Source organism: Escherichia albertii, from assembly GCF_028622335.1.
In the GTDB taxonomy this organism is placed as follows: Bacteria; Pseudomonadota; Gammaproteobacteria; order Enterobacterales; family Enterobacteriaceae; genus Escherichia; species Escherichia albertii.
Map to the genome: position 1 here is coordinate 1,578,432 of NZ_CP117568.1, position 25,694 is coordinate 1,604,125.

The 25,694-nt window shown below is 51.0% G+C and carries 17 protein-coding genes; 5 read left to right on the forward strand and 12 right to left on the reverse strand.

What is annotated here, in order from left to right; translation table 11 throughout:
- The first annotated feature begins 3 nt into the window (after window positions 1-3).
- Window positions 4-1,545: an exopolyphosphatase gene (ppx, locus tag PS053_RS07730; protein WP_001121346.1), complete on the forward strand. Its 1,542-nt coding sequence runs from the start codon at window positions 4-6 to the stop codon at window positions 1,543-1,545.
- Between the two features lie 37 nt (window positions 1,546-1,582).
- Here ppx and PS053_RS07735 read toward each other — a convergent pair whose 3' ends face one another.
- Window positions 1,583-3,826, reverse strand: coding sequence for a bifunctional diguanylate cyclase/phosphodiesterase (locus PS053_RS07735; RefSeq protein WP_000772786.1), 2,244 nt, complete (start codon window positions 3,824-3,826; stop codon window positions 1,583-1,585).
- 180 nt (window positions 3,827-4,006) lie between these two features.
- On the reverse strand, window positions 4,007-4,159 hold the full coding sequence (locus PS053_RS07740; RefSeq protein WP_000064561.1) for a hypothetical protein: 153 nt from the start codon (window positions 4,157-4,159) through the stop codon (window positions 4,007-4,009).
- 17 nt (window positions 4,160-4,176) lie between these two features.
- Between PS053_RS07740 and PS053_RS07745 the strand changes: the two genes are divergently transcribed.
- The 3 genes from PS053_RS07745 to PS053_RS07755 all read left to right on the forward strand — a co-directional run bounded on the left by PS053_RS07745 (window position 4,177) and on the right by PS053_RS07755 (window position 5,767).
- On the forward strand, window positions 4,177-4,368 hold the full coding sequence (locus PS053_RS07745; RefSeq protein ID WP_000076001.1) for a YfgG family protein: 192 nt from the start codon (window positions 4,177-4,179) through the stop codon (window positions 4,366-4,368).
- A gap of 325 nt (window positions 4,369-4,693) precedes the next feature.
- The gene (locus tag PS053_RS07750) at window positions 4,694-5,212 is read left to right on the forward strand and encodes an outer membrane lipoprotein (protein WP_010340856.1); all 519 of its coding nucleotides are present in this window, start codon (window positions 4,694-4,696) and stop codon (window positions 5,210-5,212) included.
- Window positions 5,213-5,227: 15 nt separating this feature from the next.
- Complete coding sequence (locus tag PS053_RS07755) at window positions 5,228-5,767, forward strand: DUF5384 family protein (protein WP_000722174.1); 540 nt, start codon at window positions 5,228-5,230, stop codon at window positions 5,765-5,767.
- 145 nt (window positions 5,768-5,912) lie between these two features.
- Here the strand turns inward: PS053_RS07755 and guaA are convergent, their stop codons facing one another.
- Together guaA and guaB are read right to left on the reverse strand one after the other, a co-directional pair.
- Window positions 5,913-7,490, reverse strand: coding sequence for a glutamine-hydrolyzing GMP synthase (gene guaA, locus PS053_RS07760; RefSeq protein WP_000138272.1), 1,578 nt, complete (start codon window positions 7,488-7,490; stop codon window positions 5,913-5,915).
- A 68-nt stretch (window positions 7,491-7,558) separates the two neighbouring features.
- Window positions 7,559-9,025: an IMP dehydrogenase gene (gene guaB / locus PS053_RS07765; protein ID WP_001299507.1), complete on the reverse strand. Its 1,467-nt coding sequence runs from the start codon at window positions 9,023-9,025 to the stop codon at window positions 7,559-7,561.
- 161 nt (window positions 9,026-9,186) lie between these two features.
- Here guaB and xseA point away from each other — a divergent pair, with 161 nt between their 5' ends.
- Window positions 9,187-10,560: an exodeoxyribonuclease VII large subunit gene (xseA, locus tag PS053_RS07770; protein WP_000937866.1), complete on the forward strand. Its 1,374-nt coding sequence runs from the start codon at window positions 9,187-9,189 to the stop codon at window positions 10,558-10,560.
- 32 nt (window positions 10,561-10,592) lie between these two features.
- Here the strand turns inward: xseA and PS053_RS07775 are convergent, their stop codons facing one another.
- The 8 genes from PS053_RS07775 to hisS form a co-directional block, all read right to left on the reverse strand.
- Window positions 10,593-17,015, reverse strand: coding sequence for an adhesion domain-containing protein (locus PS053_RS07775; RefSeq protein WP_256879218.1), 6,423 nt, complete (start codon window positions 17,013-17,015; stop codon window positions 10,593-10,595).
- Window positions 17,016-17,155: 140 nt separating this feature from the next.
- On the reverse strand, window positions 17,156-18,169 hold the full coding sequence (locus tag PS053_RS07780) for a SinI family autotransporter-associated protein (RefSeq protein WP_059215598.1): 1,014 nt from the start codon (window positions 18,167-18,169) through the stop codon (window positions 17,156-17,158).
- Between the two features lie 55 nt (window positions 18,170-18,224).
- Window positions 18,225-20,402 (reverse strand): intimin-like inverse autotransporter SinH, encoded by a 2,178-nt coding sequence (gene sinH / locus PS053_RS07785; protein WP_256879217.1) that lies wholly within the window; start codon window positions 20,400-20,402, stop codon window positions 18,225-18,227.
- A gap of 210 nt (window positions 20,403-20,612) precedes the next feature.
- Window positions 20,613-20,828 carry a zinc ribbon domain-containing protein gene (locus tag PS053_RS07790; protein WP_000423501.1) on the reverse strand — a complete coding sequence of 72 codons (216 nt, stop codon included), beginning with the start codon at window positions 20,826-20,828 and terminating at the stop codon, window positions 20,613-20,615.
- A 70-nt stretch (window positions 20,829-20,898) separates the two neighbouring features.
- A complete protein-coding gene (gene der, locus PS053_RS07795) occupies window positions 20,899-22,371 on the reverse strand; it encodes a ribosome biogenesis GTPase Der (protein ID WP_024164944.1) in 1,473 nt (490 codons plus the stop codon).
- A gap of 117 nt (window positions 22,372-22,488) precedes the next feature.
- Complete coding sequence (gene bamB, locus PS053_RS07800; RefSeq protein ID WP_204620004.1) at window positions 22,489-23,667, reverse strand: outer membrane protein assembly factor BamB; 1,179 nt, start codon at window positions 23,665-23,667, stop codon at window positions 22,489-22,491.
- 10 nt (window positions 23,668-23,677) lie between these two features.
- Window positions 23,678-24,298, reverse strand: a complete 621-nt coding sequence (gene yfgM / locus PS053_RS07805; RefSeq protein ID WP_025238582.1) for an ancillary SecYEG translocon subunit YfgM — start codon at window positions 24,296-24,298, stop codon at window positions 23,678-23,680.
- 17 nt (window positions 24,299-24,315) lie between these two features.
- Window positions 24,316-25,590: a histidine--tRNA ligase gene (gene hisS, locus PS053_RS07810; protein ID WP_273774858.1), complete on the reverse strand. Its 1,275-nt coding sequence runs from the start codon at window positions 25,588-25,590 to the stop codon at window positions 24,316-24,318.
- Window positions 25,591-25,694: the final 104 nt, after the last annotated feature.

Consider the following 25,694-nt stretch of genomic DNA (forward strand, 5'->3'; position numbering starts at 1 on the left):
CCTATGCCAATACACGACAAATCCCCTCGCCCGCAGGAGTTTGCTGCGGTCGATCTTGGTTCAAACAGTTTCCACATGGTCATTGCCCGTGTGGTGGATGGCGCCATGCAGATTATTGGCCGCCTGAAACAACGAGTGCATCTGGCGGACGGTCTTGGGCCGGATAATATGTTGAGTGAAGAGGCGATGGCGCGCGGTTTAAACTGTCTGTCGCTATTTGCCGAACGTCTGCAAGGTTTTTCTCCCGCCAGTGTCTGTATTGTCGGGACTCATACGCTGCGTCAGGCACTGAACGCCACCGATTTTCTGAAACGTGCGGAAAAGGTCATTCCCTACCCGATTGAAATTATTTCCGGTAATGAAGAAGCCCGTCTGATTTTTATGGGCGTGGAACATACTCAGCCGGAAAAAGGCCGCAAGCTGGTTATTGATATTGGCGGCGGCTCCACGGAACTGGTCATTGGCGAAAATTTTGAACCCATCCTTGTTGAAAGCCGCCGGATGGGTTGTGTCAGCTTTGCCCAGCTCTATTTCCCAGGCGGGGTTATCAATAAAGAGAATTTCCAGCGTGCACGCATGGCGGCAGCACAAAAACTGGAAACCTTGACCTGGCAATTCCGTATTCAGGGCTGGAACGTCGCAATGGGTGCTTCCGGCACCATTAAAGCCGCCCATGAAGTGTTGATGGAGATGGGCGAGAAAGACGGAATAATTACCCCGGAACGACTCGAAAAACTGGTGAAAGAGGTGTTACGTCACCGTAATTTCGCATCGCTGAGTTTACCTGGTCTTTCCGAAGAGCGGAGAACCGTATTTGTCCCGGGGCTGGCAATTTTATGCGGTGTGTTTGATGCCTTAGCTATTCGTGAACTCCGGCTTTCTGATGGGGCGCTACGCGAAGGCGTTCTGTATGAGATGGAAGGCCGTTTCCGTCATCAGGATGTACGTAGCCGCACCGCCAGTAGCCTCGCTAACCAATATCATATTGACAGCGAACAGGCCAGGCGAGTGCTGGAAACCACTATGCACATGTACGAACAGTGGCGGGAACAGCAGCCGAAGCTGGCGCATCCGCAACTGGAAGCGTTACTACGCTGGGCGGCCATGCTGCATGAGGTTGGGTTAAATATCAATCATAGCGGCTTACATCGACATTCTGCATATATTTTGCAAAACAGCGACTTGCCGGGTTTTAATCAGGAACAACAACTGATGATGGCAACGTTGGTGCGCTATCACCGAAAAGCAATTAAGCTCGACGATCTGCCGCGCTTTACCTTGTTTAAGAAGAAACAGTTCCTGCCGTTAATTCAGCTGCTGCGACTCGGCGTATTGCTCAACAATCAACGTCAGGCAACAACCACGCCGCCGACTTTAACGCTGATTACCGATGACAGCCACTGGACGCTGCGTTTTCCTCATGACTGGTTTAGCCAGAATGCGCTGGTACTGCTTGATCTGGAAAAGGAGCAAGAATACTGGGAAGGTGTAACTGGCTGGCAGTTGAAAATTGAAGAAGAAAACACACCTGAAATAGCCGCTTGAGGTTTTACGGGCCGGGAGAACCACCGGCCCGTATTATTCAGACATCTTCCCTAATGGGGTCAATTGCATTCAACGACTCAATTAATGGCTGTGGTTTACCAATAAGATAACCCTGCATGTAATCAATCCCCAAAGATTGTACAGCCCGGCGAATATCTTCATTTTCAACGTATTCCGCCACTACTTGCATTTTCTTCATTCGCGCCAGATGGCATATCGACGCCACTATCTGATAATCCAGACTATTTGAGACAATATTGCGAATGAAACTACCATCAATTTTTAATAGATTGGCATTCACATTTTTTAGTCGCGCATAACTGGCATAGCCCGTGCCAAAATCATCAATTGCAATCTGGCAGCCTAACTCCTGAAGATGCTGTAACGTAATCTGCGCCTGCTTAACATTGGTCAGGGCATTGCTTTCGGTAACTTCGAAAATAAGCTGCCATGCTTCTATCTGGTATTTAGCCAACAAACGGCCGATATCAACAGGGAAACGCGCCTGGCACACCGAGGTCGGTGACAGATTAATAGCAAAGCGGTGGGCTGGTATCTTCTCTCTGTTTTCAGCCATAAATTGCAACGTATGCTCAATGACCCACATATCGATACTGGACGATAAGCCAAATTCATGCGCGACCGGCAAGAAATTGTCAGGATTGATGAGTTCATTATTCTCACCTTTCATGCGCAACAAAATTTCGTGATAAACATCACCGCGCATCCCGGTAATCGGCTGAGCCATCAGGCAAAAATGATCATGTTCAAGTGCCTGTTGTAGCCGATTCATCATCGCCACTTTATCTTTTAATTCACGTTGTAAATACATTGCTCCACGGCGTTGCATATTTTCTGGAGCATTGGTCACTATAGAAAGCTCGGCAACCGTGCTTAGCTCTCCCAGCAACAGATATATGTGATTCACAGGAGAGCGTACATAACAATAACTGACGCCAATTTGTGGTTGCAGCGGCATACCATCCCAAAAGAAGCGAAATTGTTTCAGATGGTTATCCAGCGCGGTTATGCGCTCCTGATGCGATTCTGTATTCAGCCGCAGTGCAAGATCGTTACCTGAGAGCTGATAAACATCTTCGCCCGGTTGCAGCAACGGCGCCAGCCAATGTGAAAGTTTTTGCTTGTATTGAATACGCAACATGATGCCATAGTTTTTTACCAGCATCTCCATGCCTGGAATACGTAAATAGCATAGTGCGGACCAGGGCGCATCACGCAACGCTCGATTCAGGGCGCGAATATTCGGCAGATGGACAACCGGGTCCACATATGCAAGTCTCTGAATGCGCCTGCTAACCACTCTCTGACGGGTAGCCAGAACAGCCATATAATTGACGATAAAGGAGAACACCAGATAACTGGAAGAGGTTATGGTCAGTTGAGTAGTATATCCGTGATAAAAGGGAATGTAATTCTGATAACTATGAATACTGATTATCAGTACCACCGCCCAAAGAAGCGAAATCAACTTATAGCCATAGCGCATCGCTCCCCACATCATCAGCGGCAGCAATAACGACAACGTATAATTAGTGCTAAAGATTGTACTTTTTTCATTCAATGGCATACACAACAACATTAACAACGCTGTGAGTATGAGCCCCCAGAGCACAAATTCTTTTTTGCTAACTTTACTGTCAACCTGCTGTTTTAATTGAGAATAATAACTACGTAAATAAAAAGGATTTCGCACGGACCGAATAATAAAATAGCACAGAGGAACGCCGATAAGATTCCCCACCAGCAGGGCCTGGTAATTGATTAATGTCCCCAGATTAAAGGGCATAACCCCCACCAGATTTTCCCGACTGGGTAATAGCCCTACGAACGCCGCGAACTGGAAAAGCACCAGAAACAACGTTGCGGGGAAAATAATCTGCCAAAAAACGCGCCGGGAAAGTAAACGGGCATCGCCGTGTGAAACGTTGTTACGCCGGGGAGTAAAGACTCTGTAACCTCCCCAGCAAAGAATGATAATAATAATAAAATTAATCGTTAACGAGAGAGTTTCATAAAAACCAAGTTCCGTATACTTGCGAACAAAAATCCCTAACGCGATACCGGGTATGGCTGCCCAACTGAAAAACATCATCATGCTGATCATCAGTGCTAAAGGCAGATAAAAGAGAAAAACTTCGCCAGAAGAAATATGCGCATACGTATTTATATGGGCGAAAACAGGCAAAATCAAAGAAGGCAGGATTAGCGGCAGCCCCCACCATTTATCGCGTATTTTTATATAAGTTGCATTCAGTTTCATAGATGCTCAGCAGAATTCCCCACATCCTGAAGGGGGTATATTCAGACAGGCATCCCACCTGACTTCTAAGAGTGATAATTCGTCACTATTTGAGCCACGATTCTAGTTGTCATATGAAAGTACCAATTGATATATATCAAACAATTCTATCCTGATTAATGAATTATTACGCTTATCATGTTAATTCATCATTATTACATCATCACTGTAAATAATTAAATTAACTTCTATAACATTAAAACATGTATCCACTGACTCTTTTTTACATAATGAAGAATTGACCATTTTGCTATGATGTGCCTTAATGTAAGTACCGTCCACGAAGTTGGACATAGCTTAAGGAACCTTTTGTGAGTCAGGCAACCAGTATGCGAAAACGACACCGATTTAACAGTCGCATGACCCGAATCGTACTGCTCATCAGCTTTATCTTCTTCTTTGGCCGCTTTATCTACTCCTCCGTCGGCGCCTGGCAGCATCATCAGAGCAAAAAAGAAGCTCAACAATCCACGCTCTCTGTCGAGTCACCGGTACAACGTTAGCGGGAACGTCGAACATTGCCCCAACAGTAAAACAGCTTCAGGTTGTTTGATGTCTTTTGTCTCTTTCTGGCTTACAGGAATCAGAAGGCGTATTGCTGCGCAATTTTTCAATATCCCGGAAAAACATTCTAGAATATATACCATCATATATAAGATGGTAGTTATCATTTATATTTCATATATATTTAATTAATATTTCCTCATCACGCATTCACTTTAATTATAATAAAAAATTTAATTCTTTACTCCACCATCAATAGATTTACTTTTGTTGGATGATGATTTTAAATAATCATGTTTTTTACAATGCGATTAACAAGGATTAGTGATGAACTTTAAAAAATGTTTCTTACCTGTAGCTATTTTGGCTTCTTTCACTCTCGCTGGCTGTCAATCCAATGCTGATGATCATGCTGCTGATGTTTATCAAACAGATCAGCTGAACTCAAAACAAGAGACCAAAACAGTTAATATTATTTCCGTGCTACCAGCAAAAGTAGCGGTAGATAATACAAAAAATAAACAAGCAGCACAGACTTTTGGCGCTGTTCTTGGTGCTGTGGCAGGTGGTGTTGTGGGCCATAACGTAGGTTCCGGCAGCAGCCTGAATACCACGGCTGGTGCAGTCGGAGGCGGTGCGGCAGGTGCGGCAGCAGGCTCCATGGTAAGTGATAAAACTTTAGTTGAAGGTGTGTCTTTAACCTATAAAGACGGGAAAAAAGTTTATACCTCAACCCAGGTTGGCAAACAGTGCCAATTCACTACTGGTTTAGCAGTTGTTATCTCCACTGCTTACAATGAAACCCGCATTCAGCCAAACGCGACATGCCCTGAGAAAAAATAATCATCAGGGGGGGTCATGAAGAAAATACTGCTGTGCGCAATTCTGGCTACGCTAAGCAACACAACCTTTGCCTCTTCATTACAGGATCAGCTCTCCGCAGTTGCAGAAGCTGAACAGCAGGGCAAAAATGAAGAGAAAAAAGAGCATGATGAATGGGTAGCGGAGCGCAACAGAGAAGTCCAACAAGAAAGGCAACGACGCGCAAATGCGCAGGCAGCAGCGAATAAGAAAGCCGCAGCTGCTGCGGCAGCACGACAAGCTCGTCAGGACAAGTTGGATGCTGAAGCCACCAAAGATAAACAGCGTGATCAAGGTTATGAAGATGAGTTGCGCAGTTTAGAAATCCAGAAGCAAAAACTGGCACTGGCGAAAGAAGAAGCGCGAGTAAAAAGGGAAAACGAGTACATCGATCAGGAGCTTAAGCGTCAGGCTGCGCATACTGATGTTGTTCAGTCAGAAGCCGATGCGAACCGCAATATGTCGGAAGGCGGACGCGATTTGATGAAAAGTGCCGGCAAAGCAGAAGAAAATAAATCTGATAGCTGGTTTAACTAATTGCTTTCTCTACCATAAAGCCCATGATTCGTAAGGATTATGGGCTTTTTTATATACAAGAAACCCTCCAGAGAACGGAGGGTTTTGTGACTCAAATATACGGCAGCTCTACTCGACAAGAAAATGTTGCAATTCGTTGTCGGATTTATTCCCACTCAATCGTAGCTGGCGGCTTACCGCTGATGTCATACACCACGCGAGAAATACCGTTCACTTCGTTGATGATGCGGTTAGAAACGCGACCGAGGAAATCGTACGGCAGGTGTGCCCAGTGAGCGGTCATAAAGTCGATGGTTTCAACAGCACGCAGGGAGACAACCCAGTCGTATTTACGTCCATCGCCCATTACGCCTACAGAACGTACCGGCAGGAAGACGGTGAACGCCTGGCTGACTTTATCGTACAAGTCCGCTTTACGCAGTTCTTCAATGAAGATGGCATCAGCACGGCGCAGCAGGTCACAGTACTCTTTCTTCACTTCGCCCAGTACACGCACGCCGAGGCCCGGTCCCGGGAACGGGTGGCGGTACAGCATGTCGTACGGCAGGCCCAGCTCCAGACCAATTTTACGCACTTCATCTTTAAACAGCTCTTTCAGCGGTTCAACCAGGCCCATCTTCATCTCTTTCGGCAGGCCGCCCACGTTGTGGTGGGATTTGATGACGTGCGCTTTACCAGTCGCAGACGCGGCAGATTCGATTACGTCAGGGTAGATTGTGCCCTGTGCCAGCCACTTCACATCTTCCACTTTCAGGGCTTCTTCATCGAACACTTCAACGAAAACGCGACCGATGATTTTACGTTTCGCTTCTGGATCGTGTTCACCTGCCAGCGCTGACAGGAAACGATCTTCTGCCGGAACGTGAATAATGTTCAGGCCAAAGCGATCGCCAAACATGTCCATCACCTGTTCCGCTTCGTTAAGGCGCAGCAGGCCGTTATCAACGAACACGCAGGTCAGATTTTTACCGATAGCGCGATGCAGCAGCATGGCGGTAACGGAGGAATCCACGCCGCCAGAAAGGCCGAGGATCACTTTATCGTCGCCCACCTGCTCGCGAATGCGGGCTACAGCGTCGTCGATAATTTTCGCTGGCGTCCACAGCGCTTCACACTGGCAGATATCCAGAACAAAACGCTCCAGCATACGCATCCCCTGGCGGGTGTGAGTCACTTCCGGGTGGAACTGCACGCCGTAGAAGCGTTTTTCTTCGTTCGCCATAATGGCAAACGGGCAGTTTTCAGTGCTGGCGACGGTCACGAAATCGGACGGGATAGCGGTAACTTTATCACCGTGGCTCATCCAGACATCCAGCAGTGGTTTACCGTCCGCAGTCAGCGCATCTTCGATACCGCGAACCAGTGCGCTGTCGTTTACGACTTCAACCTGCGCATAGCCAAACTCACGTTCGTTGGAGGCTTCAACGTGGCCGCCCAACTGCATTGCCATCGTCTGCATGCCATAGCAAACGCCGAATACCGGTACGCCAGCTTCAAAGACATACTGCGGTGCGCGCGGGCTGTTTTCTTCGGTGGTGCTTTCCGGGCCGCCGGAAAGAATGATGCCGCTTGGGTTGAAGTCACGAATTTGTGCTTCTGTCACATCCCACGCCCACAGTTCGCAGTAAACGCCCAGCTCACGCACGCGGCGCGCGACCAGTTGGGTGTACTGAGAACCGAAGTCCAGAATGAGGATGCGATGCTTATGAATGTTTTCCGTCATTGACGCTTATTCCGAGGCAAGTGAAACAGATAATATAAATCGCCCGACATGAAGTCGGGCGAAGAGAATCAGGAGCCCAGACGGTAGTTCGGGGACTCTTTAGTGATGGTCACGTCATGGACGTGGCTTTCCTGAATGCCCGCACCGCTGATACGTACAAACTCCGCTTTAGTACGCAGTTCGTCGATAGTACCACAGCCAGTCAGCCCCATACAGGAGCGCAGGCCGCCCATCTGCTGATGGATGATCTCTTTCAGGCGACCTTTGTAAGCTACGCGACCTTCAATACCTTCCGGCACCAGTTTGTCGGCAGCGTTGTCGCTCTGGAAGTAACGGTCAGAAGACCCTTTGGACATCGCGCCCAGAGAACCCATTCCACGGTAAGATTTGTAAGAACGGCCCTGGTAGAGCTCGATTTCACCCGGGGATTCTTCCGTACCTGCCAGCATAGAACCCACCATCACCGCGCTTGCGCCAGCAGCGATAGCTTTGGCGATATCGCCAGAGAAGCGGATACCGCCGTCAGCGATAACCGGAATACCAGTGCCTTCCAGCGCTTCTACGGCGTCAGCAACAGCGGTGATTTGCGGAACACCGACACCAGTCACGATACGCGTCGTACAAATAGAACCTGGGCCGATACCGACTTTAACTGCGCTGCAGCCCGCTTCTGCCAGAGCGCGAGCGCCAGCGGCGGTTGCGACGTTGCCGCCGATGATTTGCAGATCCGGGTATTTCGCACGGGTTTCACGGATACGTTGCAGAACGCCTTCAGAGTGACCGTGAGATGAGTCGATCAGCAGAACGTCAACGCCTGCGGCAACCAGCGCATCAACACGCTCTTCGTTACCCGCACCTGCGCCAACCGCAGCACCAACACGCAGACGACCTTGTTCATCTTTACAGGCGTTCGGTTTACGTTCTGCTTTCTGAAAGTCTTTCACGGTGATCATGCCGATCAGGTGGAATTCATCATCAACCACCAGCGCCTTCTCAACACGTTTTTCGTGCATTTTAGCCAGCACAACTTCGCGGGCTTCACCTTCACGGACGGTCACCAGACGCTCTTTCGGCGTCATGTAAACGCTAACCGGCTGGTTCAGATCTGTAACAAAACGCACGTCACGACCGGTGATGATGCCGACCAGTTCGTTTTCTTCGGTTACAACCGGATAGCCAGCAAAGCCGTTACGCTCGGTCAGTTCTTTCACTTCACGCAAAGTGGTGGTTGGCAGAACGGTCTGCGGATCTGTCACCACGCCAGATTCGTGTTTTTTCACGCGGCGAACTTCTTCAGCCTGGCGCTCAATAGACATGTTTTTGTGGATAAAGCCGATACCGCCTTCCTGAGCCAGAGCGATAGCCAGGCGCGCTTCCGTTACGGTATCCATTGCTGCAGAGAGCATAGGGATATTCAGACGAATAGTTTTCGTCAGCTGGGTGCTGAGGTCAGCGGTATTCGGCAGAACGGTAGAATGAGCAGGAACGAGGAGAACGTCGTCAAACGTCAGAGCTTCTTTAGCGATACGTAGCATGGGCAATATCTCGACCAGAGTGGTTAATAAATATTGCCGCGGCATTATACAGAGCGTAACCGATTGCATCTACCCCTTTTTACAAAAAATGCTTGCTATCCCCAACTGGCGGGTTACTATCGACTGAATAACCTGCTGATTTAGAATTTGATCTCGCTCACATGTTACCTTCTCAATCCCCTGCAATTTTTACCGTTAGCCGCCTGAATCAAACGGTTCGCCTGCTGCTTGAGCATGAGATGGGACAGGTGTGGATCAGCGGCGAAATCTCTAACTTTAGCCAGCCCTCTTCCGGTCACTGGTATTTTACGCTCAAAGACGATACCGCCCAGGTGCGTTGTGCCATGTTTCGCAACAGCAACCGCCGGGTCACCTTCCGCCCACAACATGGGCAACAAGTATTAGTTCGCGCCAATATCACATTGTATGAGCCGCGCGGCGATTATCAGATTATCGTCGAGAGTATGCAGCCAGCGGGTGAAGGCTTGTTGCAACAGAAATACGAACAGCTCAAAGCGAAGTTGCAGGCCGAAGGTTTGTTCGATCAGCAATTTAAAAAACCACTTCCCTCCCCCGCGCACTGCGTGGGTGTGATCACTTCAAAAACCGGTGCGGCACTGCACGATATTCTGCATGTATTAAAACGTCGCGATCCCTCATTGCCAGTGATTATTTATCCTACCGCCGTACAGGGTGATGATGCGCCGGGGCAAATCGTTCGCGCCATTGAACTGGCAAATATTCGCGGCGAGTGTGATGTGCTAATCGTCGGACGCGGCGGTGGTTCGCTGGAAGATTTATGGAGTTTTAACGACGAACGCGTGGCGCGGGCGATTTTTGCCAGCCGTATTCCGGTAGTCAGCGCTGTCGGGCATGAAACCGATGTCACCATCGCCGACTTTGTTGCCGATCTGCGTGCGCCCACACCATCTGCCGCCGCCGAAGTGGTGAGCCGCAATCAGCAGGAGTTGCTGCGCCAGGTGCAATCTGCCCAGCAGCGGCTGGAAATGGCGATGGATTATTATCTTGCTAATCGGGCACGTCGTTTTACGCAAATTCATCATCGGTTACAGCAGCAGCACCCGCAGTTACGGCTGGCACGCCAGCAGACTGCGCTTGAACGCCTGCAAAAACGAATGAGCTTCGCACTGGAAAATCAGCTTAAACAGGCAAATCAGCAGCAGCAACGCCTTATCCAGCGGCTTAACCAGCAAAATCCGCAACCACATATTCATCGGGCGCAAACTCGCATTCAGCAACTGGAATATCGTCTGACAGAAACGCTTCGCGCACAGCTTAGCGCCACACGTGAACGTTTCGGCAACGCGGTAACGCACCTGGAAGCCGTCAGCCCACTTTCCACGCTGGCACGCGGCTATAGCGTGACCAGCGCCGCCGATGGCTCAGTCCTGAAGCAGGTTAAACAAGTTAAAGCTGGCGACACGCTAACTACCCGCCTTGGCGATGGCGTGGTGGTCAGCGAAGTCAGCGCGGTAAAGCGCTCACGTAAACCACGCCGTTCTGTGCCGGACTGAACATAATCAATGTCCGGCAATATTGTACAGAATCACTGGAAACAGGTAGCAAACCCAGGCGTCCCATCGACATCAATACCGCAATTCTGAGTGTTCGTTGACATGTTCAGGCCACAGTAGAAACTGCCGCTGCTGGCCGATGATGAGAGATAGCTAAACGACGTCATCGGCCATCCCAGGCTATTCATTGAACCATGCAATGTCTGCAACTCACTGTATGTCGGCGCTTTGCCCAGACTACCGCACTGTTTTTCAAAATCCAGCTTACTGGCATCAATAGTATGCGCCAGCGCCCAGATTTCGTTATTCACAATCGGCGTTGATGCCGGCGTCGCAGACGACACTTCCGACGCCAACAATGGACGATGTAACGTTTTTCCGTTCACGGTCACGGTATCCACCATATTCCCCCAGAAGCTGGCCGTGGGGATATCAGGACTGGTATGGACGGTAAAGATGGTATCCAGCGACGATGTAACCGTGTCGTCACTCACCAGCGCCACCTTCAGCGGCGTTTTATACCCCGGCGAATTATCCTGGCGGATGGTGAAGGTCGCCGTACCGTTGCTCGCAGTCACGCCGCTAATGCTGCTGCCGTTATCCGTTAGCGTCACGCTCGCGCCCGCAGGCGATACGGGTGCCAACAACATGTCATCAAAACTCGCCACATCATCGCCGTACAGCGTCACGCCGGGATTTCTCGGCGCCGCTTCACCGCGCGTCAGGGTGAACGCCACGTTGGGCTTCGCCTTCCCGGTGCCATCTTTCGTCGTCACGGTTAAAAACATCGCTTCGCCCTGTTTGGCTACTGCCGCCTGTCTGCCGGAATCAAACTGCGAAGATGTCAGCGTGATGGTCGCCTCAGGGCGCGGGTTAAGCAGACATGCCTGATAGGCTGTGTTTTTCGAACCGGCCGCACCCGAATACAAATCCACCGTCTTACACGTGGTTGACGAACTTGTACACTGATCCATCCCCCACCAGGAATAACTACCTGATACGGCTGGCCAGCCAATGGCCGCCTGGAGCGTATGGTTAGGATAGCGGTTGTACAACGCGTTCAGATCGTCGAGCGTCGGCTGTTTTGCTTCGTCGGCACACGGGCTAACAGTACTGTCCAGTCTCTGTTTTATCTTTATTGTGGGCCAGTGTTCATTGGCCTGTAATACGCTGGTAACACCTGTTGCAGACGGTAGCTCTGTCAACAATTTCGGCCGCTCAAACACCGCACCGTTCGCCGCCGTCGCCGTTTCCGGCATATGGCCCCACATATTCGCTTTGTCGCTATTCGGGCTGGTAATCACGGTAAAGACTGTATCCAGCGATGATTTCATCTGCGTGCTGCTGCCTGTTGCCGTCGCGATCATCGGCGTCTTGAGCCCGGAGGTGTTATCCTGATGCAGGTTAAAAGTCACCTGCCCCTGGGCATCCGTCTGCATAATTATATAGTGATTGCCAGTCGTAAAATCAACTAAAGAGCCGCTCGTGTATGTTTGTGCCGGAGCAAAACTGTCTACCACCAGGTCATCAGTAACAGAGGTAGCCATTTCGCTGGTTCCTGCACGATTTACACTTGTACCACGCTGGATACCCACCGACTCATAGGCCGCAGGTGAACCGTCGCTATATGTTACCGTTACCGTGAGAGGAATCGACTCGCCTTTCTTCGCTTTTCCGGCCAGCCATACGCTGTCCCAGTTTTCCGGCGCTGACGCCAGAGTTATCGCGCCGATCGGTTCCGCATTCACCAGGCAGACCAGCGGCCAGGGGGTCGAAGTAGAGGAAGTGCTCATTACAGAGCCAACCGTACCGAGGTTAACATATTGATATGCAGGAACTGCTATCACCGCACTGGAAGCCGCATTACGCGACCAGAAACCCGGTACTGATGGATCTGCAGGCCACCCCTGCGTTGATTGCAACGCCCCATCAGGATACTGTTCATAAAGCGACAGCAAATCATTTAGCTGTGGTAATCTGTCCTGACACCCCCCTTGATTACCATTCAATGCCTGGGTGATTGTGACTTTCTGCCACACTTCGTTATTAACATTGAAAGATGCAGTAGCGCCTGTTTCAGCTTTTAACAGCGGACGATTGAATACCTTACCGTTTTTGGCGGTTAAGGTTTCTGGCATATACCCCCAGTAGTTCGCCAGTGACGTATCCGGGCTGGTTTGTACTGTAAAGATGGCGCTCAATGGTTGCGAGGTTGCCGCATTATTATCCAGCGTTGCATGAAGCGGCATTCTGACACCCAGGCCCGCATTAGGTTGATTCACGGTCAGTGTCATTGTGCCATCCGGCCCGGTAGAGCCATAAAAGTTCACCGATTTATCTAAATACGCCTGATGATTATTTTCATCCGTGACTGAAATCAAATTCGACGTGGCATCTGATACCCCTGCGTTTTTACGACTTAACGACGTATCATGACGAAACAGGAATGGCGTATTGCCTAACAAATTCCCCTGCGCATCACGCGTCGTCACCGTCAGAATCATTTGTTCCTGATTGGTGGTGTAATCCGTTTTTACTTTAACCGCATCGTAACTATCAGCTTTTATCGTCTTATCTGACGTCAGCGTAATCTGCGCCGCTTGAGGGTTCGCGGTGGTCTGACAGGTTAAATAGCCGGTATCGCTGGCCGCCAACGAGCTGCCAGTGCCGTTGCTGAGCTGCACGCTTTTATATTTGCGGCTGTCCGTCGTCGCATCATCTGCCGTGCTGCTCACATAATTCTCCAGCACTGGCCAACCGTCGGCCTCATGGCCGCCCCAGTTATTTGCCAGCGTGACCAGCGCATCCTGCGCTGGTATATAATCCGTGCCGCAGCCATTAATACTGGTTGTTCCGGCCTGACCTTCGGTAAACAGCGCCCAGGTTTCGTTGTCCTCAACCTGGCTTTTTCGTCCACTGGTGGTACTCAGTTCAGTAAATAACAGCGGACGTTTAAATGTCAGCCCGCCCGCCGTCAGCGTCTCCGGCATATGGCCCCACATTTTGGCTTTCGCGGAGTCCGGGCTGGTGGGCACTGTGAAAATAGTGTCCATACTGGCTTTTTTGGTTGGATCGGAATACAACGCCGCCGTCAGCGCCGTTCTGGTGCCATGAGTGTCCGGGCGGGTAATCGAGAGAATTTTGCTGCCGTCGCTGCCGGTCATTGAGGTATAGACGGTTGCCTTATCGTTCAGCGTCACTTCGTCAGGCTGGCCGCCGTCCACCACCACCGGCGCAACAATGCCGTCGCCACTGCCAGCAAGGTGTTTTTCGCCGGAACGGGTATAGCCATCGCCGCGATTGAGGGTAAACGGCATATCCGGTATCGGGTTGCCCTGTGCGTCTTTTACCGTCACTTTCACCGGCAACGTTTCACCTCTTTTCAGCTTCGCCGCGTTGTCCGTCGCATCCCACTGCGCCGGGTCAACCACTTCCAGCGTAATGCTAGCGGCAGGCGCGTTCGCCGTAGTCAGGCAACTGACGTAGGTCTCGGACTCATTGTTATTCACCAGACTGCCGTCGTTCAGCCAGACGGTAAACAGATGCGGCACGTTATCCGCCGGAGAACTACTCCAGTACGACTGACGCTGGGTCGGCCAGCCGTGTTCCGTCTGAATGGCGTTGCCGCTGTTAGCAGCATATAAATCCGTCAGTTGCGTGCGGCGCGGCAACATATTGGCACCGCAGCCGCCCGCGCTGGTATTCGTCAGATCAGCCTGCGCCACGCGTACCCAGGTTTCATTATTCTCAGTAATGGAACTCGACGCATTCGCCACTTCCGTCGCCAGTTTCGGGCGGCCAAAGGTCAGGGAACCGACGGTGATAGTGTCGTCCATGTGCCCCCACATCTGCGCCCCCTGCGGGCCAGGCACGCTCGGGCTGGTAACAACAGTGAAGATCACCGAGTAGTTAACCGTGTTAGGTATCTCTGAATTGGTCGGCGTAATAATCAGCGGCGTTCTTAAGCCCACGCCCTGCGGCTGTTCAATCACCACCGCTGCATTGCCCTGCGCGTCCGTAGTGCCGGAATAGACCAGAGACGGCTGTGATGTACCGTAAAACGTGCCGTTCATCTCCAGCGCGCCAGAGGTGGGATCGTCAAAACCATCGGCTCGCCCCCGCTGGTTCACGCCGATATCTTTGGTAATGGTGAAGGCCGCATAAGCCACTGGCGCATTATTAAGTGCATTGAAGGTATGCACCGTCATGGTGATTTTCTCACCTACTTTGGCCTGCGCTTTGGTGCCGACAGTCACATCGCGGTCTGTCGTTGCTGCAATGCGCGTCACCAGCTCATTGCCTGAACAACTCAGGTAGTTTTGTTTAAACCCGCTGTAGCTATCGACGCCGCCATTATTGAGGTTGACGGAAGAGTGCGTGACGTCTTCTACCGCGGTCAGATAATCCTGCTTCGACGTCGGCCAGCCGTATTGGGTACCGATCTCATTGCCGGGATAGGCAGCATACAAACTTTCCAGCGAACTCTGGCGCGGAATATGCCCGACGCCGCATTCGGCCTGCATGCTGGTGTCCTGATCGAACAGCGCCCAGTCTTCGTTGTTTTCACGCATCTGCCCCAGCTCATGGCTGGTTTCATCCGCCAGCCGCGGACGTTTAAATATGCTACCTGCGGCAATAAGACCTTGCATATGGCCCCACATGCGGGCCTGCGCGACATCCGGGCTGGTGATCACGGTGAAGATCACGTCTTTGGCATCTTCAGCTGTAAAATTGCTGCGCATTTTCGCCGTAATATGCGTTTTTACCCCGGCGCCGTCGGGCTGAGTCAGGATCAGCGTCGCCTGACCATTGGCATCGGTAATACCTTCGTAAGTATGGTCGTCCACCTTTTGCAGATTGCCATTCTCCGCAATTTGCACCGGATGCGCTTCCCATGCGGCGTCATTTTCCCCCTTACGGTTAACGCCGTTATCCAGGTGCACAGAGAAGTAGTAATACGGCAACGGCTGATCGTTATTTTTGTTGTCGGTGATCGCCAGACGCATGGTAATCGTTTCGCCAACCTTCGCTTTCGCGGCATTCAGCGTACTGTCAAAACTTCCCGGCGTCAGTATCAGCTTCGGTTCAACATCCGGCGCTTCTTTATCCACACAGCTCACCAGAAATCGGGTGTCGTCCGGTTTCTGCGCTTCACTACGATTCGCCATATTCGCCGCATGGTGCTGCCCGGTCGTTCCCGCCAGCGACGACCAGTAGTAATCATCCTGCATCGGCCAGCCCAGCACCTGCTGCACTGAAGTCGGAATTACCGTCGCCAGCGCGCCGAACTGACGCATACCGGGCAAAATGGCGCAATGGTTGTCCGCGCCGCTCCAGGTGAAGGTGGACCATGTTTCGTTGCGATCAACCACTGTGCCGTCATGACTGGCTTCCGCCGCCAGTTTCGGGCGCGAGAAGGTGTAGCCGTAGGCTTCCACCGTGTCGGCCATATGGCCCCACATGCTGGCTTCCGGCGCGTCCGGGCTGGTCAACACCGTGAAAATCACGGCGGTTTCGCTGGTTTGAGTAATCCCCGCCAGACTGACGACCAGCGGTGTTTTCACGCCTGGTCCGTTGGGTTGTGTGACCTGGATTGTGGCTGTGCCGTTCTCATCTGTCGTACCGCGATATTCTGTCGCCGTCGTGGACAGTTCGGTGGTATCCAACATTACTGGCCCAACGTTATTTACTCCCCCCTGACGGTTTTCGGCGTCTTTACGTTTAACGCTAAAAGGAATGTTGCCTGCCGGGTTGCCCACACAGTCTTTCGTCGTCACGGTCAGCGTCAACGTACCGCCGACGGTGGTTTTCGCCGCCTTTAGCGTGTCGTCATAGCCAGCAACGCTTATCGTCACCAGATCGCCGCTGGCCTGAGCGATATTGAGCGTCACCTTCTGGTCACTTAATGGGATCACGCCCTCGTTCGGCACCCCGGTCAGGGTGAATAAATTCAGTTGCGGTATAGTCTGCGATTGGCTGATTTGCGGCCACGCCACCAGCGTATGTCCAGCCAGATCCTGTGCGCAGAAGGAGCGATCCGGGCGCGGCTGCGGATTCAGCGGCGTGTCCGGCGTGGCGGACTCAGCCCAGATTAATGAAACCGCGGGCGGTGTCTGGTTTTCCCAGCGCAGCAACGGCGGAATATCAAACAGATCGCCCTGCGTATCCTGTGGGTTAGTCAGGATCATATTGGCGGCGGTATCGTCGACGCTGAACTCGCCGGGTTTAGCGGTATTGGCAATATCGTGAGTTTGGGTCGGATCAAGCTGCACGCTGCCCTGGTAGACGGGCACGCTGGCACTGTCGGCAAAAGGAGCGGTGCCGTTAATGGCTCCCGTTGGCATTACGGGTTGCTGCCACTGACCGCCTTTCAGCGCCGCATGGGCGGAAAGCATCATCATGGCGAACAACGCCCCGATTCCGATGATTTTGCTCAGTTTAAAAAAACTGGACATAAGAAAACTCCATCCCGCCTGTCCCATATTGAGATAACACGCAACACACTTTACTTAACGTTAGATCAGATTGTTGGCCTGGCTAAGTAAAGTCCGCTGAAAACGCCATTCCAGATGGAATGGCGTTTGTGAAATCAGAATTACTGATTGTCGTTGCGTTTGTACTTGATGGACAAACCGTAACCCTGCACACCATCGGCGCCTGCAGTGGCGAAGATAGTCGTGGCTGCCGCATTGGTCGCCGGAATGACCAGATCGGCGTTTTCAACAGTAGAATCACCGCCTGCCGCACCCAATTGTTGACTGGTGCCGCTAAATACCCATCGGTAGTCGTAATTAGCGGTAACATCCACATCGCCGGTATTCCAGCTATTGCTGCCGTCTTTATCCTGGTAAATGCGGACTTTATATGTATGTTCTGTATGCAGAACATCACTCGTATGACCAGTAGACAGCAGATCAACATCAGGTGCCGCGTTGTCGTAAATCATGACTTTCACGCTTTCATCAACAACTGGCCCTGTCGGGATATCATCGCTGTCGGAACCACCACCGTCCGCATCGGACAAGTCAACCAGGTTGAGCACTTGCTCTGCCTGATTTGGCACACCGGTACTGGTAGTTGGTAGAATTTTAATACCGATATAATAGTCAGCATCGTCGGCCTGAATGGTGTAAGAATCCTGGCCTGTTGTGCCGCTAATCTCAACCGCATCCGAACCATTTTGGTTTTTGGACCGCGTCCAGACAATCGTCGCTTTTGTTAAGGCATTCGGAGCGCCAGCATTACTCGCTCCGTTGTCAACATCGCCCTGCTGATCGCCAATCGTCCAATTAATCGTGATTTTATCGTTAACGTGAAATTGCTTATCGACATCGGTCGCAACAGTACGGCCACCGCGATCAATGCTTACGATTACATGATCCTTACCCGTATCTGAAGCCCGATCCAACTGTGGCGTGCTACTGCTGGTAATCCACGGCACAGTACCATTAATGCCGCCCGTGCTGCCGGACATCGTGTAACTGGCACCGCTTTTCAAATTACCCAGTTGTTGCTCACCTGCTGCTAACGCCGCGGGCACTGCACAATACCCGGCGAGTACTAACGCCAGCGCGATCTTCGTCAGGCCGCGTTTTGTTTCCTGTTGCATACACACTCTCCTTGGTTAAACCTCAGCGGCTGGCCGATCGGCCATTACGCCGATCTTATTTCTTGCTGTATTTCACCTGTAAACCGTATCCCTGCACGCCATCGCCTGCCTGCGCGCTAAACTTCTGTGCGGCTTCCTGATTGGTCGCCGGGATAACAATATCTTCATTGGTCGTGTTGGCTTGTGCGCCTGTTTCACCGTGTGCACTCTGCCCGGTAAATTCCCACTGGTAGTCGTACTGCGCCATCTCTTCATCGGTCAATTTTTCCGACTGCTGGAAAATGCCGTCTTTGTTAGCATCGCGCCACAGCACAAAGCGATAGGTATTATTCAACGGAAGTGGATCTTTGTTACCGATAAGGTTGACGGGATTTGTCGCGCCGATGCGATAAATAAAGGCATTCAACCCGCCGATATCGGAGCCGAGGAAGGTCACATCAACGTAGTTACTGTCGTCATAAGGCGCGGCTTTCGCCTTCCAGCGGAAAGTGCCGGGCAACGTACTGGCAAGCGTGACAGTACCTTTTTCTTTGTTCTTTTCGGCAATAAAGACGCAAGGGGCTTCGGTGGTGCAAGGTTTATTAGCAAGAGTAACTTTTTTATCCTGCGCATCGTAAAGCTGCGGATTAAGGTTATCTTCCGGGAGCACATTTCCTTTGCCATCCGTATCATCGCCAAAGCTATCCGTCACGTCTAAATCCATCACCACGCCGTCTACGCCATCGGCCTGGGCGCTCGCTTCATGGCTGTGGTTGTTCTCTTCCGGTACGTTGGCAATATTGTTAACAATAAGCTCAATCTTCCGGTCCTGGTTAACAGTGATTTCCACCACGCCGGAGTTCTGGCGGTTACCTTTTTCATCTTCCAGCGCAATACGCACCCGCCAGGTGTTGAGTTTTTGCTGTTCAGCTTCGGTAGAGGCGTACTGCCAGGCGGGAAGAACGATATTCCAGCGGTTGTTGTTACCTTCGGTGAGAGTATTCTCTTTGATCACCGGCATCACCAGAGTGCGTGCGGCGTTGTTCTTTGCCTGCCAGAACGCAGCAACAATTTTGTAGTGGTGATTAATCAACGCATTAACGGTCCACTTACATTTTTCCAGGCCAACCGCTTCTTCTGGCGTGTCTTTAATGACGCACTCAGGATGTTCATTGGTGGCATCGGCTTTCAGCCACAGAGTGACATCGAGGGGATCTTTCTCACGATATTCGAGAACAATGAAGTTATTACGCTCGACAAAATCGTGGCGACTCCCCATCAATGAGTGGGCAATCTTAACGTTTTCAGGATCGAGCTGGTCTTTGAGCGGCGTCCCAAACTGATAGTTAAGGGTCGCATTGACGGTGACATCAGTGTTATCGCCTGTGCCGGTCTTAAAATCAGTTCCCACCGTAATGAGCGGTACTGGCTGGTAATTTAGCCCCAGCGTCACAGCGTGTGGATTTTTCTCCAGATTATCGGTGCCAAAGAGCGCCACTTCATCGCCATAATATTGTTCAAAAACAATTTTACCACCCAATTGTGGATACGCAGGCAGCCAGGCTTCCGCCCGAATATCCCAGCCCCGCGCCGGACGCTCTTCGTAAAAATCGAAATCTTCTGAATTTTTCCAGCCGGAAAGTGGATGATAATAGTTACCGGAGAATTTTAAATAATCGGTCCAGGCTTCTGTTCCTAAACCTAAACGGCGATGGCCTCGGGTAAAATCATAATCATAAAATATATTTCCACCCAACAACCATTTATCAAAATTATGTCTTACGCCAATTCCTGCATTACCTATTGTACGCTCTTCTTTGCGTTGCGCTGAAAACTGGCTGAAATAAACAGTACTTTGGTCATCATACCAGGGAATAAAATAGTCGATGGAACTGCCTTCCAGATCACCCCCCTGACCGATGGAGAGGTTTGATCTTACCTTGCCATAAGGTGACAATGCGCCTTCGATGTATGACTGGGCAGATGAAGTGATTTGACTTTGTAGATAGCTTCTGGCCTGAGATTCGAGCGCCTCGGGAGTCAGGTTTTCAAAACCCTGCGTGGCAGAGTTCGTGATGTAATCGGCACCCTGTTCTTTAAAAGATTTACCCTTGTTATTTTGTTCTTCCTGGTGAGCGGCTTCGCTTCCCAGGTCAGGTAATGAAGATTCATTTTGCCCAACGCTTATCTCTGGTGCCGCACACGCAGCGCCAGAGATAAGCGTTAAAAAAATAAAGCGCATCCATTGCACCATACAACATCCTTATAACATTTTATACAGAGAATATTTGCTTAGAATTCTATTCTAAATCTCCCCGGGAAAATACATTTGCAGATCTAAATATATTCCTAAAAATAAATAATAGTGATTCACTTAACTCTTTTATCAGTTATAGTGATAATATATACGCTGTTATATTCACTAAATAAATGGGATATAATTAAATAATATATTTTATTAATATCAGAAGACGGAAAATTCGACTCGCTTACGAGAAATCAGTCCATGTCCGTTCTGACAGAAATAATCTACTGCACCGCAAGCTTTCAGCACCTGTAATGGTTTATGACAATCCGGGCAAAGTGGCTGAACAGTGAAATTTTTATCGCAGACTGCACAATGGGCAGTGTTGCCGCTGATATCGAGAGTGTTCTGGCAAATTGGGCAGCTGAGTTCCATCGTGTTCCTCGCGTTTTATACGGGTTTCCCTCCCCACAAAGAAAGGGAAACCCAACAAATAAGTAAGTGGTTACTTATTTTTCTTGATGTGCTTCATCAGACGTTTACGCTTACGCATCTGGGTCGGCGTCAGAGTGTTACGCTTGTTCGCATACGGGTTTTCCCCTTCTTTGAACTGAATACGAATCGGCGTCCCCATTACGTCCAGCGACTTGCGGAAGTAGTTCATCAGATAACGCTTGTAAGAATCTGGCAGGTCTTTCACCTGGTTACCGTGAATCACCACAATCGGTGGGTTGTAACCCCCTGCGTGGGCATATTTCAGCTTCACGCGACGACCACGTACCAGCGGCGGCTGGTGATCTTCAACAGCCATAGTCATGATACGCGTCAGCATGGAAGTCCCCACACGACGAGTCGAACTGTCATAAGCCTCGCGCACCGATTCAAACAGATTGCCAACCCCGCTGCCGTGCAATGCAGAAATAAAGTGCACGCGGGCGAAATCGATAAAGCCCAGACGGAAGTCCAGCGTCTCTTTCACCTGCTCTTTTACTTCCTGGCTCAGACCATCCCACTTGTTCACCACAATCACAAGTGAGCGCCCACTATTAAGAATAAAGCCCAGCAGGGAGAGATCCTGATCGGAGATACCTTCGCGCGCATCAATCACCAGCATCACTACGTTGGCATCTTCAATCGCCTGCAACGTTTTGATTACCGAGAACTTCTCTACCGCATCAGTAATTTTGCCGCGCTTACGCACACCTGCTGTGTCAATGAGTACATACTCACGTCCATCGCGCTCCATTGGAATGTAGATGCTGTCACGCGTCGTGCCAGGCATGTCATAAACCACGACGCGATCTTCACCGAGAATACGGTTAGTGAGTGTAGACTTACCGACGTTCGGGCGCCCAACAATCGCCAGTTTGATTGGCAGACTTTGCGGGTCAAAGTCGTCTTCCTCTTCTTCTTCGCCGTTCTCTTGCGCTTCAAATTGTGCCCAGTATTCAGCGTCTTCGTCCACTTCTTCCTGCGGCGCGAGTTCTTCCATCCACGGCAGCAGAACGCGCTCCAGCAGACTTAATACGCCACGACCATGAGAAGCGGCAATGGGATAAATTTCCCCTAAACCCAGCGAGTAGAAATCAACAACGGCCTGATCGGGGTCCAGCCCGTCAGTTTTGTTCGCCACCAGGAAGGTGGGCTTTTCGCGAGAACGCAGATGTTTGGCAATGGCTTCATCCGCAGGCATCAGACCTGCGCGCGCATCAACCATAAACAGCACAACGTCCGCTTCTTCAATCGCCAGCAGCGACTGTTCCGCCATACGGGTTTCGACCCCTTCTTCGGTGCCGTCGATCCCGCCGGTATCAATACAGATAAACTCGCGGCCTTCAATTTCCGCACGACCGTACTTACGGTCACGAGTCAGACCCGGGAAATCCGCAACCAGCGCATCTCGGGTGCGAGTTAGACGGTTAAATAGCGTGGATTTTCCTACGTTAGGGCGCCCGACAAGCGCGACCACAGGTACCATGTTTAAAGCCTCATTTTTATAAATCATCAGACAACAAACGCCATTTTTGCGTCGTTGTTAAAAACAGGAAAACGGCCCCTGTCCAGGAGCCGTTTTCAAAGTGAACGACAGAGACGATTAACGTGTAATGGAATACACAGTCCCGTCTTTTGCCTGGATTAGCAGTTTGCCATCAGCGGCAACCGGTTCCGTCTGGAAACCGGAACTATCAACTTTTTGTTGGGCAACGAAACGACCATCTTCAACGTTAATCCAGTGCAGATAACCTTCGCTATCCCCCACGACCAGGTTGCCATTATACAACACCGGGGAAGTCAGCAGACGATGCAGCAGATCGCTCTGCGTCCACAGCGTAACGCCGCCATCAATAGTCAATGCCATTACTCGATCATTTTGATCGACCAGATAGATACGGTTACCATCAACGATGAAATCATTCACCGAACCCAGCTCGCGTTTCCACATAATCTGACCGCTGCGCAGATCGAGCGCCGTCAGATTACCATTATAGGCCAGGGCAAAAACAACGCCGTTAACGACGACAGGTGTCGTGTCAACATCGCTCAGACGATCAATTTCAGTAGAACCGGTCGCCTGGGAGATACGTTGTTGCCAAATCATCTGACCCTGTTGCATCAGCACCGCACTGACACGACCATTGTCACCACCGACAACGGCTGCGCCAAAGGCAGTAGCTGGCGCAGATTCGCCACGCAACGAGAGCGAAGGCATATCAAGGTTAACCGTCCATTTAATGGCGCCGTCAGCTTCGTTCAGCGCCTGCAACTGACCGTTGCTGGTGTGAATTAACACCAGTCCATCGCTAACTACCGGACGAGAAAGCGCTTCGCCCGCCACTTTAGTTTGCCATGCCACAGTACCATCGCTGGTATTCAGCGCGTAAACCTGCGCCTTTTCGCTGCCAATGTAAACATGACCGCCAGACACGGTCACACCGCCGGAAAGCAGTGCTGGCACTTTTGAGAACCAACCGTCTTTCTCCGCAAGGTTGACAGACCAGATTTCTTTACCGTCATCCGCATTCATCGCTTTCACTAAACCAGCGCGGTCCGCTGCATAGACAACGTTGTCCGCCTGCGCCGGATGAAGATTGGAGTAAAAGTTGCCAATACCGCTACCAACGGAAGAACTCCATACGGTCGTCGGCGTAAACTGGTTTTCAACGGTCGGCAATGGGGACATCTTTACCACATCTTCTTCGCTGTTAAACAGCGAACAGCCGCTTAAAAGGGTAACGGAAAGCAGTCCTGGCAGCAGTAATTTACGCAATTGCATCGGGTCCCTCTCAGATGGACAAATTATTAATTTTCATCTGCATCATTTCGCTCAGTGCCGGAGTAACATCGCTTTTTACGCCTGCTTCCCATGCACTACGCGCGCCTTGTTTATCACCTTTGCTCAGCAATGCTTCACCACGCAAGTCGGCAACAATGGCAGCCCACCCTTCACCTTTAATGGTATCGAGAGTTTTCAGCGCGGCATCAGCCTGCTTGAGCTGCACCTGAACTCGGGCAAGACGCAGATTTATCACGGCTTTGAGATTTTCATCGCTCGTGTCCGCCAGCCCTTGTTGTAGCTGAGCGGCAGCTTTCTCTAGCTCATTTTTGTCAACAAATTGCTGCGCAAGTTCCAAAGAAGCCAGCGCACCGTAGGTATTTTTATTTTCCGCAGCGAATTTTTCCGCCGCCGGGATGCTATCCGGTTTACCTTCGCTAACGGCGGTAACCGCATTTTGATAAGCAAGAGAAGCGGAGCGTGCGGACTCAACCTGATGGCTGTTCCAGTAGCGCCAGCCAATCAGTGCGCCAACGCCTAAAATCACCCCAACAGCCAGTGCTTTGCCATTTTCAGCAAAGAAGCGCTTCACCGCTTCAACCTGGTCGTTTTCGTTCTCGTAAATTTCCACGCTGTCCTTCTCCTGAATTAAGCCAGTAACGTGCGCAAATGCGCGGCTACGCTATCCTGCGCGACTGCCGTTTGCTCACCAGAGCGCAAATCCTTCACTACTGCCGTGCCGTTAGCCACTTCAGACTCACCCAGCACCACAGCAACGCGGGCACCCCATTTATCAGCACGGGCAAACTGTTTCCTAAAGTTGCCGCCGCCGTGGTTGGTCATCAGTTTTACGCCAGGTAATTCATCACGCAGACGCTCGGCTAATGCCAGTGCCGCGGGTTGCGTATCGGCACCAGATGCCACCAGGTATATATCGACAACAGGATCGGCTTTAAATTCCGGGTTAACTGCCTGAACCAACAAAACAAGACGCTCAAGTCCCATTGCAAAGCCAACTGCCGGCGTTGCGCGACCGCCGAGCTGCTCTACCAGACCGTCATAGCGACCGCCAGCGCATACCGTACCCTGGGAGCCAAGGCTGTTAGTTACCCACTCGAAAACGGTACGATTGTAGTAATCCAGCCCGCGCACCAGACGCTGGTTAACGGTATAGGCAATACCCGCGCTCTCTAACAATTTGCACAGCCCGGCAAAGTGCTCGCGAGACTCATCATCAAGATAGTCGCCTAATGCCGGCGCATCGTTGAGCAGCGCCTGTACTTCTGGATTTTTAGAATCCAGCACACGCAGCGGATTGGTGTACATGCGACGTTTGCAGTCTTCGTCCAGCTTTTCTTTATGCTGTTCGAGGAACGCGACTAAGGCATCACGATAGTTTGCACGCGCTTCCAGTGAACCGATTGAGTTCAGCTCGAGGGTAACGTGTTCAGAGATCCCCAGCGCACGCCACCAGCGAGCGGTGAGCATAATCAGTTCAGCATCAATATCCGGGCCTTGCAGACCGAAAACTTCGCAGCCCAACTGATGGAACTGACGATAACGCCCTTTTTGCGGACGTTCGTGACGGAACATTGGTCCGATATACCACAGATGCTGTTCCTGATTGTACAGGAGACCATGCTCGATGCCGGCGCGTACACAGCCCGCCGTCCCTTCAGGGCGCAAAGTCAGGCTGTCGCCATTGCGATCTTCAAAGGTATACATCTCTTTTTCAACCACGTCGGTGACTTCACCAATCGCACGTTTGAATAGCGGGGTCTGCTCTACAATCGGCAAGCGAATTTCACTGTAACCGTAGCTGCCGAGCACGTTTTTCAGTGTGCCTTCAATGCGCTGCCAGATGGCCGTTTCGCCAGGCAGGTAATCGTTCATGCCGCGAATGGCTTGAATGTTTTTTGCCACGTTTATTCTCTTTCTGAATATAAAAATGAACCCTCAACGCTTCCGTTATTGTTTCGGGAGCCATGCGGGTTCAATCATACACGGGAAGCGAGGCGCTTCCCATC